Genomic DNA, 12609 nt, shown 5'->3' on the forward strand with positions numbered 1-12609 from the left:
GATGAGTACGCCGGAGCCACCGCGGCGGGTTCGCGTCACGAGCCCAAGGACGAGCGCGGCCCGGCGTACCACCGCGCACGCCGGCACCCGGGAGATCGACGAGCAGACCCGGGTCGGCGAGGTCTACATGAATTCGCTGATCCAGTCGCAGCTGCGGCTCGCGCTCGCGGTGATCGGCAGCGCCGCGGTCTTCCTCGGCGGCCTGCCCCTGCTCTTCGTCCTCGTCCCGGCCACCCGCACCCTCTCCGTCTTCGGCCTCCCCCTGCCCTGGCTGCTGCTCGGCGTCGCCGTCTATCCGGTCGTCTATGTTGCCGCCCGCATCTACGTCCGGCAGGCCGAGCGGATCGAAGCCGAGTTCACCGAGTTCGTCGGGCGTAAATAGATGAACTCGGCGATGAGCTTGACCGCGATCGGGTTGGTGATCGCGGCGACCATCGGGATCGGTCTGTTCGGACTGCGGATCTCCCGCACCACCAGCGATTTCTACGTCGCCAGCCGGGCGGTCAGCCCACGCTGGAACGCCTCCGCGATCAGCGGCGAGTACTTGTCGGCGGCATCTTTCCTCGGTATCGCCGGCCTGGTGCTGGTGAACGGCGCCGACATGCTGTGGTTCTCGGTCGGCTACACCGCGGGCTATCTGATGCTGCTGGTACTGATCGCCGCGCCCCTGCGGCGTTCTGGTGCCTACACCCTGCCGGACTTCGCCGAGACCCGCTTCGAGTCCGCCGTCGTACGGCGAATCTGTTCCTGCCTCGTCGTCGGAATCGGCACTCTCTACCTGCTGCCCCAGTTGCGCGGCGCCGGGCTGACCGTCCACACGGTGACCGGCGCACCGCCCGCGATGGGAGCAGCGCTGGTCGCGGTGATCGTGGTGATCAACGTCGCCGCCGGCGGAATGCGCTCGATCACCTTCGTGCAGGCCTTCCAGTACTGGCTCAAGCTCTTCGCGCTGGCCGCCCCGATCTTCGTCATCCTGGTCGCCTGGCGTTCGTCCGGCCACCCGATCGGCGTCCTGGAGTCCCTGCAGGGCGCGGGGGCCGAGTGGGCCGAGCCGTTGTCGACAGCGGGGGGCCGCGACCACCCCCTCTACGCCACCTATTCGTTGCTCTTGGCCCTTTGTTTCGGCACCATGGGCCTGCCGCACGTGCTGGTCCGGTTCTACACCAACCCCGACGGCCGCGCGGCCCGGCGTACGACGGTCGTGGTGCTCGCGCTGCTCAGCGCGTTCTACCTCTTCCCGCCCCTGTACGCGATCCTGGGCCGCAGCTTCGCCCCCGAACTGATCGGCAGCGGCGCGGAGACCGTGGTCCTCCAACTGCCCGGCCGCATCTTCCCCGGCACGGTCGGCGATCTCCTCGGCGCGCTGGTCGCCGCCGGAGCCTTCGCGGCGTTCCTGTCCACCTCCTCCGGCCTGACCGTCGCGATCGCCGGGGTGATCGACCAGGACCTGCTGCGCAACCGGCTGCACCGCCTGACCGGCGGCGACTACCTGGCCGTCAACAGCTTCCGGATCGCCGCCCTGCTGGCCATCGCGATCCCGTACCTGTTCTTCAACCTGACCGGAGCGTTGAGCCTGGCCGACACGGTCGGCCTGGCCTTCGCCGTGGCCGCCTCGACCTTCTGCCCACTGCTGGTGCTGGGGATCTGGTGGCGCAGGATGTCGGTCGTCGGCGCCGCGGCCGGCCTGGTGGTCGGCGGAGTGGCCGCGATCGCCGCGGTCCTGATCAACGTGATCGATCCGCCGCGGTCCGGCTGGCCCAAGGCGCTGATCGCCCAGCCCGCCGCCTGGACCATGCCGCTGGCCTTTCTCACCGTGATCGTGGTCTCCAAGCTCACCCCGCGCAAGATCCCCCGCGGCACCGCCCGCAGCATGGTCCGCCTGCACACCCCCGAAGCCGTCGACGTCGACCGGGGACTGCCACCGGGCTGAACCGGTTCGCAGGCCCGGCGGGCGACCGTTCGTCGTACGGTTCCGACCGTTCACCGTGGCCGGGTTCACCGCCGGTCGAGAGGTGGGCGCCGCTGGGCGCTCGATGCTGTCCGGTGCTGTCGGCGCGACAGTGACCTGGACCACAGTACGGACCAGCAACCCTGCGTGCCGGTTTCCGCCCGGCCTGATCCTGTCTGGAGGTCCCGCGATGAGCGATACCAGCCGCGCGGCCGGCGATCCGGAACTGACGACGTACCGAGACGTCCAGCTGTCACCGGACTTCTCCGAACTGCGTCGCCGGTTCCGGCGCTTCGTTTTCCCGATGACCGGCCTGTTCCTGGCCTGGTACTTCCTCTACGTCCTGCTCGCCGACTACGCGCCCGGCTTCATGTCGCACAAGGTGGCCGGCAACATCAACATCGCGCTGATCATGGGGCTGGGTCAGTTCGTCTCCACCTTCGCGATCACCCTGCTCTACGTCCGCTGGGCCGACCAGAAGTTCGACCCGGATGCCAAGAACCTGCGGGAGCAGATCGAGGGAGAGACCCCGTGAGCGCGCCACTATTGTTGCCGCAAGCAACCACTGTCGGTGACCCCAAGGTCAACATCGCGATCTTCGCGCTGTTCGTGGTGGCCACCCTGGCGATCGTCATCCGGGCCTCCCGCAACAACAAGAGCGCGGCCGACTTCTACGCCGGTGGCCGCTCCTTCACCGGTCCGCAGAACGGCATCGCGATCGCCGGCGACTACCTGTCCGCCGCGTCGTTCCTCGGTATCGCCGGCGCCATCGCGCTGAACGGCTACGACGGCTTCCTGTACTCGATCGGCTTCCTGGTCGCCTGGCTGGTCGCCCTGCTGCTGGTCGCCGAACTGCTGCGCAACACCGGCCGGTTCACGATGGCCGACGTGCTGTCCTTCCGGCTCAAGCAGCGCCCGGTCCGGATGGCCGCGGCCATCTCGACCCTGGGTGTCTGCTTCTTCTACCTGCTGGCCCAGATGGCCGGTGCGGGTGGTCTGGTGGCGCTGCTGCTGGGCATCGACAACCGGGCCGGCCAGAGCCTGGTGATCGCCGTCGTCGGCATCATCATGATCACCTACGTGCTGGTCGGTGGCATGAAGGGCACCACCTGGGTGCAGATCGTCAAGGCGGTCCTGCTGGTGATCGGCGCCGGCATCATGACGCTGTGGGTGCTGGCGAAGTACACCTTCAACCTGTCCAGCCTGCTGGGCGCCGCTGTCGACAAGAGCCCGGCCGTGGGCGAGAAGATTCTCAACCCGGGCCTGCAGTACGGCGCAACGGGGATCAGCAAGCTCGACTTCATCTCGCTCGGCCTGGCCCTGGTGCTCGGTACGGCGGGGCTGCCGCACGTCCTGATGCGCTTCTACACCGTGCCGAACTCGCGCGAGGCCCGTCGCAGCGTGAGCTGGGCGATCTGGATCATCGGCATCTTCTACCTGTTCACCCTCGTCCTCGGGTACGGCGCCGCCGCGCTGGTCGGCCCCGACGCGATCCGGGCGGCCCCGGGCAAGGCGAACTCGGCCGCGCCACTGCTGGCCTACGAACTCGGCGGCGAGATCCTGCTGGGCGTGATCTCGGCGGTCGCCTTCGCCACCATCCTCGCGGTGGTGGCCGGTCTGACCATCACCGCGAGCGCGTCGTTCGCCCACGACATCTACGGCCAGGTGATCAAGAAGGGCCAGGTCAGCGGCGACGGCGAGGTCCGGGTGGCCCGGATCACCGTGCTGGTGATCGGCGCGGTCGCGATCATCGGCGGCATCTTCGCCAACGGCCAGAACATCGCGTTCCTGGTGGCGCTCGCCTTCGCGGTGGCCGCCAGCGCCAACCTGCCGACCATCCTGTACTCGCTGTTCTGGCGGCGCTTCAACACCCGCGGCGCGCTGTGGAGCATCTACGGCGGCCTCGGCTCGGCGATCTTCCTGATCATCTTCAGCCCGGTCGTCTCGGGCAAGGTCGACGCCAAGACCGGCGCCAGCCTGTCGATGATCACCGACACCGGGATCGACTTCCACTGGTTCCCGCTGGACAACCCCGGCATCGTCTCGATCCCGCTGGCGTTCGTGCTCGGCATCGTCGGAACGCTGACCAGCAAGGAAGGCACCAACGTCGACAAGTTCGCCGAGATGGAGGTCCGCTCCCTCACCGGCGCGGGCGCCGAGAAGGCGTCCGAGCACTGATCGGCACCCCTCCGAGACCTGTCAGGCAGGCCCTGCGCACCACTGGCGAACCTGCCTGACAGCTTCACCCCGAGACGGGGGACCCGGCAGCCGGCCGGGTCCCCCGATTCTCATTTGAGGGTCGGCCACAGCTCCAGGAAGGCGAGCCGGGAGGCCTCACCGCGCTGCTCCTCGGCCGCGTGCAGGCGGCCGAACGTGAAGGCGTTGCCGCCGTCCAGATACACCTGGACCGCGAGGTCGCGCAGCAGGTTACGCGCCACCACGCTGTCCTGGTGGTCGCCCAGCACCTCCTGTACCTCCTTCGCCCGCGTGACCAGCCCGTCGGCCTGGTCATCCAGCGCGGGGATCGCCGACTCGGCGGCGTACCGGAGTCGCTTGGAGGCCTTGCGGACCTCGTGCAGCTCGTGGTCGCGGGTGGCGGCGTCCTCGGCGTTCTCCATCCGGCGGACCGCCTTGCTCATCCGCTTCCAGTCATGATCCAGCAGCTCGGGCAGCTGCTTGGTGGCCTTGCGCGTCTCGCCGACCAGCGGCGGGTCGACGAGCAGCTCGTCCAGCGCGTCCAGCAGGCGGAAGTACCGCTCGCTCTCCAGCGCGGCCAGTGCCTTGACCCGGCCGGACTTGTAGACCGACCGCAGATGCGTGTCGATGAAGCCACCGACCTTGCCCATCACCAGCTCGACCGGCTGCGCGTCGACCGCCGTACTGAAGTGCTCGCGCAGTACTTCGGCGTCACGCGCGTCGCCCAGCTCGCCGGCGAGCCATTTCAGCTCGGCGCGGAGCTCGTCGCCCGCAGCACGGTCGACCACCGGCCGGTACGTCGCCAGCGCGGATCGCAGCCGGCGGGTCGCCACCCGCATCTTGTGGACCGAGTCAGCCAGGTCACGCCGTACCTCGGGGTCGCGCTGCTGGATCGCCTTGACCTGCTCTGCGGCGTAGAGGCGGAACAGGTCGGCCGTCGACGGCTTCTTCGGCAGCTCCCACTTCTCCCGCACCGGCACCCGGTCACCGAGCGCCCGCGCGAGCTTGCTCGGCCCCGAGGCCGGCTCGGCGCCCGCGGCACGCAGTACGGGTTCGGTGGCTTCGAGCAACGACATGTCACCGTTGACGAGCTCGGCCTCCCACTCGCGCCAGGTCTGCGACTCGCCGTCGACCGTCGCGGTGACCTGGTCGTCGGCGATCTCGGCGAGCACCTCGCCGTCGGCGTCCAGCAGCCGGTGCACGATCCGCCGGGTCGCCAGGGTCACCACCGGCACCAGCTCCCGGTCGCGAACGTGCACGCGGATACTCCGGACCACCTGGAGCGGCACCTTGTGCACCGACTTGCTGAGCGGATGCTGGATCTCCAGCCGCTCACCCGACGACACCGGCAGCTTCACGTGCCAGCCGTCGTCCTCACCGCCCGTCCGGCGCCGCAGCGTCACCTTGGCCGCGGCCAGGTCGAGGGCGACGGTGTCGAAGTACACGGCCTCGAGGTGCAGCTCGATCGGCTGGGCGACGCTCGCCACCCCGGGCAGTTCGTGCAACGCGGGCAGCATCGCGTGTTCGTCGACGTCGTACTTGGTCTCGATCTCGAGTTGCTCAGTCGGCGACATGCCTCTTGTTTACCAGTCCGGGGCAATTCGGCGTACTCGATCCTGGGTCACGGCTGCCGTCGGTGCGGTGACAATGGTCCGGTGAGCCGATCCGAACCAGGTGCCGACGGGAGAGCCGAAACCGCAGGCACGGACTTTCTCCAGCTGCGACCGGAAGAAGCCCCGGCCGGCGGGCTGGCCGAGTGGCTGGCCGGAGAGTTCCGGGCGGCGATCGCGGACGGCCGGCTCCCCCTCGGCAGCCGCCTCCCGGCGACACGTCAGCTCGCCGCGGAACTCCAGGTGTCCCGCGGAGTGGTGACCGAGGCCTACCAGCGCCTCAGCGAGGACGGCCACGTCACCGGCCGAGGACGGGCCGGGACGATCGTCGTCGCGACACCGATCGGGACCACCCGATCAGGCTCGGCGGGCAGCGGCGGATCGCCGAACCGGGCACCCAGCGCCGATGGCCGACCCAATACGCGACAGCGCCGCGAGCCGGCGCCGCTCCGGCCGCTGCCTGCGCTGGACGCACCGGGCCAGGAGATCTTCGACGCGATGCGGGCGGCCGAGGCGCGAATCGACCTGACTCCCGGCGTACCGGATCTGGCTGCGTTTCCTCGCGCCGCCTGGCTCAGGGCAGAACGTGCCGTCCTGAGCGACCTGTCGGCCTCGGCCTTCGGCTACGGAGACCCAGCCGGTACGCCGGCCCTGCGGCTGGCCGTCGCGAACTGGCTCGCCCGCAACCGCGGCATCAAGGCCGACCCCGCCGACTTGATCATCGTCGCCGGAGTCTCGCAGGCCCTGGCCCTGATCGCGCAGGTCTTCACCCGAGCGGGGATCACCGAACTGGCCGTCGAGGACCCCGGCTCGCTGGGCACCCGTCAGCACCTGCAGCTCTGGGGCATGCGCACCCCTCCCGTCGCGGTCGACGCCGACGGCCTACGGATCGACGTACTGCGAGGCAGCGGTGCACCCGCCGTCCTGGTCACTCCTGCCCATCAGTTCCCCACCGGCGTCGTGCTGGGCGGAGAACGCCGTCGCGAACTGATGCAGTGGGCAACCGATGGCGGGCTGATCGTCGAAGACGACTACGACGCCGAGCACCGCTACGACCGGCCGCCGGTGCCGGCCCTCCGGGCCATGCTCACCGAGCAGGTGATCTACACCGGCAGCATCTCCAAACTGCTCGCCCCGGCGCTGCGGATCGGCTGGATGCTGCCGCCACCGCGCTTCCATCGCGATCTGGTCGCCGCGAAACGCCAGGCAGATCTCGGCAACGCCGGCCTGCCGCAGCTGACCGTCGCCCACCTGATGAAGTCCGGCGACCTCGAACGCCAGCTCCGCTTCGTCCGCCGTCGCCACCGGGCCCGCCGCGACGCGATGATCACCGCGATCGCCAATCATTTGCCGACAGCAACGGTTCATGGAGCTGCCGCCGGCTTGCACCTCACCATCACCTTCGACGAGGCGAACCTGTCCGACCTGGACCTCGTCACCGCGGCCCTGGAGCTGGGGGTCAAGACCCAGCCCTTGTCCTGGCACTGTCAGCGGCCACTGCAGCCTGGCCTGGTCCTCGGCTACGCCGCCCGCACACCCACCGAGGTCGCCGCGGCCGTCGCCACCATCGGCGAAGCCCTGGCAACCCTGTCCTGACCATCAGCAATCAACGGCCGACTGAACACAACGACAGGCAGTAGTCCTGCTGCTGCGTTCTCCGCCCGCCTGCTGCTGCCTGCGCCAAGCCTTCGGAGGCAACTACTGCCTGTCGTTGTGTACGGGCCGGCCCGCCTGCGCTGCCCGTTGTCTAGAGTCGGCGAGGACGCGGCAGTACCAGCGGCGTACCGGTGAGCGGGTCGGCGATGACTTCGCAGGACAGGCCGAAGACCTCCTCGACCACCGCGGCCGTGACCACCTCAGCAGGGTTGCCTGAAGCAACTACCTTGCCGTGCTTCAGCGCGATCAGGTGATGCGCGTACCGCGCGGCCAGGTTGAGATCGTGCAGGACGAGCACGATCGTCTTGCCGCGGTCGCGGTTGAGGTCGTGCACCAGGTCGAGGATCTCCAGCTGGTGCGCCAGATCCAGGAACGTCGTCGGCTCGTCGAGCAGCATCGTCTCCGCGTCCTGCGCCAGCGCGAGCGCGATCCACACGCGTTGCCGCTGACCACCGGACAACTCGTCGAGGGAACGGTTCGCCAGATCCTCGGTGCCGGTGGCCTGCAACGCCGCCGCGACCACCCGCTCGTCCTCCTTCGACCACTGCCGGAACCACCGCTGGTGCGGATGCCGCCCACGACCGACCAGGTCGGAGACCGTGATCCCGTCCGGTGCCACCGGCTGCTGCGGCAGCATGCCGAGCCTGGCCGCCAGCGCTCCGCCGGAGAGCTGAGCCAGGTCGGCGTCGTCCAGGTAGACGGCTCCGCCCTTCGGGGTGAGCAGCCGCGCCAGCCCCCGCAGCAAGGTGGACTTGCCGCAGGCGTTCGCGCCGACGATGACGGTGATCCGGCCGGCCGGGATCTCGACGGACAGCTCCGAGACCACCGGCGTTCCGCCGTACGCCAGGGTCAGGTTCTCGGTCCGGAGTACGGGCATGTCAGCCTCCTCGCCCGACGCGGTTCGCGCGGGCCATCAGGATCAACAGGTATGGCGCACCGAGGAACGCGGTGACGATCCCCACCGGCAACGCGGTCGGCGCGAAGATCTCCCGGGCGACCAGATCCGCGGCCACCACCAGCAGCCCACCGATCGCTCCGGCCGCGAGCAGTCCCGCGACCCGCTCGGCGACCAGCCGCCGGGCGATCTGCGGGGCCACCAGCGCGACAAAGGCGATCGGGCCCGCCGCTGCGGTCGCCAGGGCGGCCAGGCCGACACCGATGGCGATCAGCAGTCCCCGCGACAGCTCCACCCGGCCGGCCAGAGTGCGCGCCAGGTCGTCGCCCAGTTCCAGCAATCGAAGTTGCCGCGACGAGGCCAGCGCAGCCGGGACCAGCACCAGCAGGCTGACGCCGATCAAGGTCGCGTGCGGCCAGCTCCTGCCTGCCAGGCTGCCGGCCAGCCACATCGTGGCGCTCCTGGCGGTGTAGATGTCGGCGAGGGTCAGCAGGTAGACAGTGATCGAACTGACCATCGCGGTGATCCCGATCCCGACCAGCACCAACCGGTAGCCGGTGATGCCCTTCTTGTACGCGAGCAGATAGATGACGACGGCGGTCAGCACCGCTCCGATCAGCGCTCCGGCCGGCAGCCAGCCGGAGCCGGCGCCGATCACGGTGATCACCAGCACCGCGGCCAGCGCGGCACCGGAGTTGATCCCGATCAGGTCGGGGCTGACCAGCGGGTTGCGCGCCAGCCGCTGGAAGACGGCACCGGAGACACCGAACGCGACGCCCACTCCGATTGCCACCAGCACTCGTGGCAGCCGGTTGTTGACCACGACGTCGGTCAGGATCAGCGATCCGTTGCCGGCCAGCGTGTCCAGCACCTTCGGCAGCGGGATCTCGTAGTCGCCGATCGTCAGCGACACCGCGCCGATCGCCGCCGTCGCCGTCAGCGCGACCACGGTCACCACGATGCTGGTCAGGTCGATCCGGGTGGAGACCGGCCCGATCCGCAGCGCCTTCACAGCTCGGCCAGCTTCCGTCGGCGGACCAGCGCGATGAACAGCGGCGCACCGATCAGCGCGGTGACGATGCCGACCTGCAGCTCGTCCGGCCGGGCGACGAACCGGCCGGCCACGTCGGCGAGCAGCAGCATCGTCGGAGCGAGGACCAGCGACCATGGCAGGATCCAGCGGTAGTCGGCGCCGACCAGCGCCCGAGCGACGTGCGGTACGGCGAGGCCGACGAACGCGATCGGTCCGGCCATCGCGGTCGCCGTACCGGCAAGCAGCACGATCGCCAGAGCGGCCAGGACGCGGACCACACCGACGCGGGTGCCGAGGCCGGCTGCCAGTTCCTCCCCGAGTGCGATCTGGTTCAGCGAACGGCCCAGCAACAGCGCCAAAACGGTGCCTATGGCAACGAATGGCAGGCTCTGGACGACGATCCCACCGGTCGCCAGGGTGAGTGACCCGACCACCCAGAACCGGAACTCGTTCAGCGCGGTGAGATCCAGCAGGGTGATCGCCGAGGTGACCGATCCGAGCAGCGCCGAGAACGCGGCACCGGCCAGTGCGAGCTTGACCGGAGTCGCGCCGCCCCGGCCGGCCGAACCGACCAGGTAGACCACGACCGTGGCCACCAGCGCGCCACCCATCGCGAACCAGACATAGCCGGTCAACGACTGGACGCCGAGCAGCCCGATCGCCGCCACGATCGCCAGTGCCGCTCCGGCGTTGACGCCGAGGATGCCCGGATCGGCCAGCGGATTGCGGGTGATGCCCTGCATCACGGCACCGGCCAGGCCCAGCGCCATTCCGGCCAGCACGCCGACGGCGGTCCGCGGGAACCGCAGGTAGCGGATCACCCGGTCCGTGTCGGAGCCGGTGAAGTCGGCTGCCGCGACATACACGTCGTGAGGCCCGAACCACTGGTTGCCGGCCAGCATCGACAGCAGCACGGCGACCAGCAGCACGGCGACCGCCACCAGCAGACCGGCGGTTCGGGAGCCACCGTGCCGCAGCAGGGCCGGCTCGGACCTCACTTGACCAGATCGGGGTGAATGATCCTGGCGATCAGCTCGGTCGACCCGGCGCCACGGACGCCGGCCGAGTGGTGGGCGAACAGCCACGGCACGACGCGCTTGTTCCGCACCGACTTCAAGTTGGCGAAGGCAGGGTTGGCCAGCAGTTTCTGTACGTCGGGCTGCACCTTCGCCTCGGTCAGGTCGGCCTCACAGCAGCCGCTGATCAGGACGTAGTCGGGATCACGCTTGATGAACTCCTCGACGCTGATCTTCACGTTCCGCTTCGAGGTGAGGTCGGCGAACGCGTTCACCCCACCGGCCTGTCGGATCAGCACCGTGCCGAAGTCCGGGCCGCCGGACACCGTCAGGCCACCGCCCTCGAGGCCGGGCCGGAGGATCGCCACGGTCGGCCGGTCCGCGCCCTTCACCTTCGCCTCCACCGCCGCGATCCGCTGCTGCTGGTCGGCGATCACGGCCTCGGCCTTCTCGCCGGCACCGAACAGCCTGCCGAGGTCGCGCAGATCGGCGTACACGTTGTCCATCGAGACCGTCGCCGGGTCGATCGCCTCGTCGCCCTTGCCGTCCGCGGTCGGGCAGAGCGGGCCGAAGATCCAGGTCTGGACACCGAGGTCCGCCAGGCTCTTGCGGGTGCCGAAACTGCCGTCGCTGCCGGCGCTGGCGAAGACGTCGTTGAAGCCGGAGAGCACGAAGTCCGGCTCCTGGCTGAGCAGTTCCTCGCGACTCGGCAGGTTCTGGTAGTACTTGCGGTCGCGCTGCGCCGCGGCGTACGCCGGCAGCACCTCCGCGTCCAGGTACGCCGTACCGACCAGGCGGTCGGAGATCCCCAGCGCGTGCGCCATCTCGATGGCCGGCTGGTACGCCGCGAACACCCGCTTCGGCGGGCCGTCGACGGTGACGTCGACCCCGCAGTTCTTCACCGTCACCGCATCGGCGGCAGGCCCCGCTTGCGCGGCAGCTCCGCTACAGCCGGTGACCAGGGACAGTACGACAACAGCAGCAGCCAGCGTTTTCACGCGCGCCTCCAGCACCTCGTGGACGGTGTGACACGCCGTGGCCGGTCTCCTGGCTGACGGGTACCGCATCCCTGGGCCTGACCTTCCCAGCCGACTTAGGCCAGTGGTCTCCGTCTCCGGATCACCCAGGAACATCCCGATCACAGTGGCGAGGGCCGCACCGGCATCACACCGGTTTCCCGAACACCACGACGCGGTAAAGGTAACCCACCTGCAACCTCGTCGCAGGAAGCGGCCCTGTCGTCCAGCCGGCACGGCTGCCGGCCGGGGCGCATCAGCGGGTGTAGAGGCCGGACATGGCGAGGGCGAAGGCGACCATGTCGTCCTTGTCGGCGGTGCCGGCCGGGAGGGGGACGAGGTCGACGATCTTGTCGGCGCCGACGCGGATGACGCCGCGGCCGCTGGCGGTGTCGATGTAACCCTCGTCGCCCAGCGGGACCGACTGGGAGGTCGCGGCCTTGCGGGTGGGGGCGATGACGGCTTCGGCGTCGGCCACTCGACGGACCGTGGAGTAGAGGACGCGGGTCCTGGTGATCCAGCCGCAGACGATGTCGCCCGCCTCGGTCTCACCGTCGCGGCGGATGGCCGCCTCGACGCCCATCGCGATCGCGGCGGACTTGGTGCCTCGCTCGCACTCCGGCCGGATGATCAGCGGCTCGCTGTCCGGCAACCCGTCGGCCTGCTGAGCCGCTTCCTCCCCCAGTACGACGTACTTCGCCAGCGTCGCGGGCGGTCCGCTGACCTTGAACAACTTGCCCTCCAGCAGGAACACCACGAACCGGCTGGTCCCGAAACCACCCTGGCCGATCGTCACCACCTTGGCAGCCTCGCCCTTGGTCGCCTCGTAGGCCTTCCGCGCCGCAGCGAGGTCTGCCGGGGTCGACGGGAAGACAGAGGTGCCGACTCGCAGTACGGGACCGCTGGCACTCGTGCTGAGCCTCAACTGGCACACGTCGTACGACGGGAACCCGAACTCCGCGGGCGCCGGCTTCAGCTGAATCTGTACGGCGGGGGCGGCCAGGGCGCTCTGCACGAGCGTCTGGTCCATTCGCGTGCACAGGGTGTCTGCCACCTTCGCGGTGGGCGGGCTGCTGGGCGTCTCGCTCGGCGTAGGTGTGGTCTCGGTCGGAGTCGTGCTGATGGAGACGAGTGGCGGCACGCTAGGAGCGGTCTCGCCGCCAGGACCGCCGCAGCCGGCCAGGAGCGCAGTACTGCCGAGCAGAGCTACTACCGAGCGGGTACGCATGGTGACAGAGC

Annotated in this window: 11 protein-coding genes and 1 riboswitch; of the genes, 5 read left to right on the forward strand and 6 right to left on the reverse strand. The window is 69.6% G+C overall.

From position 1 onward, the window contains the following. The first annotated feature begins 1 nt into the window (after window position 1). The 4 genes from OX958_RS33505 (at window position 2) to OX958_RS33520 (ending at window position 4126) form a co-directional block, all read left to right on the forward strand. Window positions 2-382 carry a hypothetical protein gene (locus tag OX958_RS33505; protein ID WP_270134307.1) on the forward strand — a complete coding sequence of 127 codons (381 nt, stop codon included), beginning with the start codon at window positions 2-4 and terminating at the stop codon, window positions 380-382. Between the two features lie 12 nt (window positions 383-394). Continuing rightward, the gene (locus OX958_RS33510; protein ID WP_270134309.1) at window positions 395-1930 is read left to right on the forward strand and encodes a sodium/solute symporter; all 1536 of its coding nucleotides are present in this window, start codon (window positions 395-397) and stop codon (window positions 1928-1930) included. A gap of 208 nt (window positions 1931-2138) precedes the next feature. Beyond that, on the forward strand, window positions 2139-2483 hold the full coding sequence (locus OX958_RS33515; RefSeq protein WP_270134311.1) for a DUF485 domain-containing protein: 345 nt from the start codon (window positions 2139-2141) through the stop codon (window positions 2481-2483). Further along, complete coding sequence (locus tag OX958_RS33520; RefSeq protein WP_270134312.1) at window positions 2480-4126, forward strand: solute symporter family protein; 1647 nt, start codon at window positions 2480-2482, stop codon at window positions 4124-4126. The genes OX958_RS33515 and OX958_RS33520 overlap by 4 nt, the downstream gene beginning before the upstream one ends. Before the next feature lie 110 nt (window positions 4127-4236). Here the strand turns inward: OX958_RS33520 and OX958_RS33525 are convergent, their stop codons facing one another. Beyond that, window positions 4237-5718 (reverse strand): CYTH and CHAD domain-containing protein, encoded by a 1482-nt coding sequence (locus OX958_RS33525; protein ID WP_270134314.1) that lies wholly within the window; start codon window positions 5716-5718, stop codon window positions 4237-4239. Between the two features lie 81 nt (window positions 5719-5799). Between OX958_RS33525 and pdxR the strand changes: the two genes are divergently transcribed. Next, the gene (gene pdxR / locus OX958_RS33530) at window positions 5800-7350 is read left to right on the forward strand and encodes a MocR-like pyridoxine biosynthesis transcription factor PdxR (protein WP_270134316.1); all 1551 of its coding nucleotides are present in this window, start codon (window positions 5800-5802) and stop codon (window positions 7348-7350) included. 151 nt (window positions 7351-7501) lie between these two features. Here the strand turns inward: pdxR and OX958_RS33535 are convergent, their stop codons facing one another. The 5 genes from OX958_RS33535 to OX958_RS33555 form a co-directional block, all read right to left on the reverse strand. After that, the gene (locus OX958_RS33535; protein WP_270134317.1) at window positions 7502-8287 is read right to left on the reverse strand and encodes an ABC transporter ATP-binding protein; all 786 of its coding nucleotides are present in this window, start codon (window positions 8285-8287) and stop codon (window positions 7502-7504) included. A gap of 1 nt (window position 8288) precedes the next feature. After that, window positions 8289-9317, reverse strand: a complete 1029-nt coding sequence (locus tag OX958_RS33540) for a FecCD family ABC transporter permease (RefSeq protein ID WP_270134319.1) — start codon at window positions 9315-9317, stop codon at window positions 8289-8291. After that, entirely contained in the window at window positions 9314-10336 is a 1023-nt protein-coding gene (locus tag OX958_RS33545) for a FecCD family ABC transporter permease (RefSeq protein WP_270134320.1), read from the reverse strand. Before OX958_RS33545 ends, OX958_RS33540 begins: the two co-directional genes overlap by 4 nt. Beyond that, complete coding sequence (locus OX958_RS33550; protein ID WP_270134322.1) at window positions 10333-11352, reverse strand: ABC transporter substrate-binding protein; 1020 nt, start codon at window positions 11350-11352, stop codon at window positions 10333-10335. Before OX958_RS33550 ends, OX958_RS33545 begins: the two co-directional genes overlap by 4 nt. A 22-nt stretch (window positions 11353-11374) precedes the next feature. Then, window positions 11375-11558: riboswitch (cobalamin riboswitch) on the reverse strand. A 68-nt stretch (window positions 11559-11626) separates the two neighbouring features. Beyond that, complete coding sequence (locus tag OX958_RS33555; RefSeq protein WP_270134323.1) at window positions 11627-12598, reverse strand: hypothetical protein; 972 nt, start codon at window positions 12596-12598, stop codon at window positions 11627-11629. Window positions 12599-12609: the final 11 nt, after the last annotated feature.

It is taken from the genome of Kribbella sp. CA-293567 (genome assembly GCF_027627575.1).
Lineage (GTDB): Bacteria > Actinomycetota > Actinomycetes > Propionibacteriales > Kribbellaceae > Kribbella.

Bases quoted from the DNA above. Each gene is read 5' to 3' on its own strand.
- OX958_RS33505 (WP_270134307.1), top strand. From the start codon at position 2: ATGAGTACGCCGGAGCCACCGCGGCGGGTTCGCGTCACGAGCCCAAGG.
- OX958_RS33510 (WP_270134309.1), top strand. From the start codon at position 395: ATGAGCTTGACCGCGATCGGGTTGGTGATCGCGGCGACCATCGGGATC.
- OX958_RS33515 (WP_270134311.1), top strand. From the start codon at position 2,139: ATGAGCGATACCAGCCGCGCGGCCGGCGATCCGGAACTGACGACGTAC.
- OX958_RS33525 (WP_270134314.1), bottom strand. From the start codon at position 5,718: ATGTCGCCGACTGAGCAACTCGAGATCGAGACCAAGTACGACGTCGAC.
- OX958_RS33535 (WP_270134317.1), bottom strand. From the start codon at position 8,287: ATGCCCGTACTCCGGACCGAGAACCTGACCCTGGCGTACGGCGGAACG.
- OX958_RS33555 (WP_270134323.1), bottom strand. From the start codon at position 12,598: ATGCGTACCCGCTCGGTAGTAGCTCTGCTCGGCAGTACTGCGCTCCTG.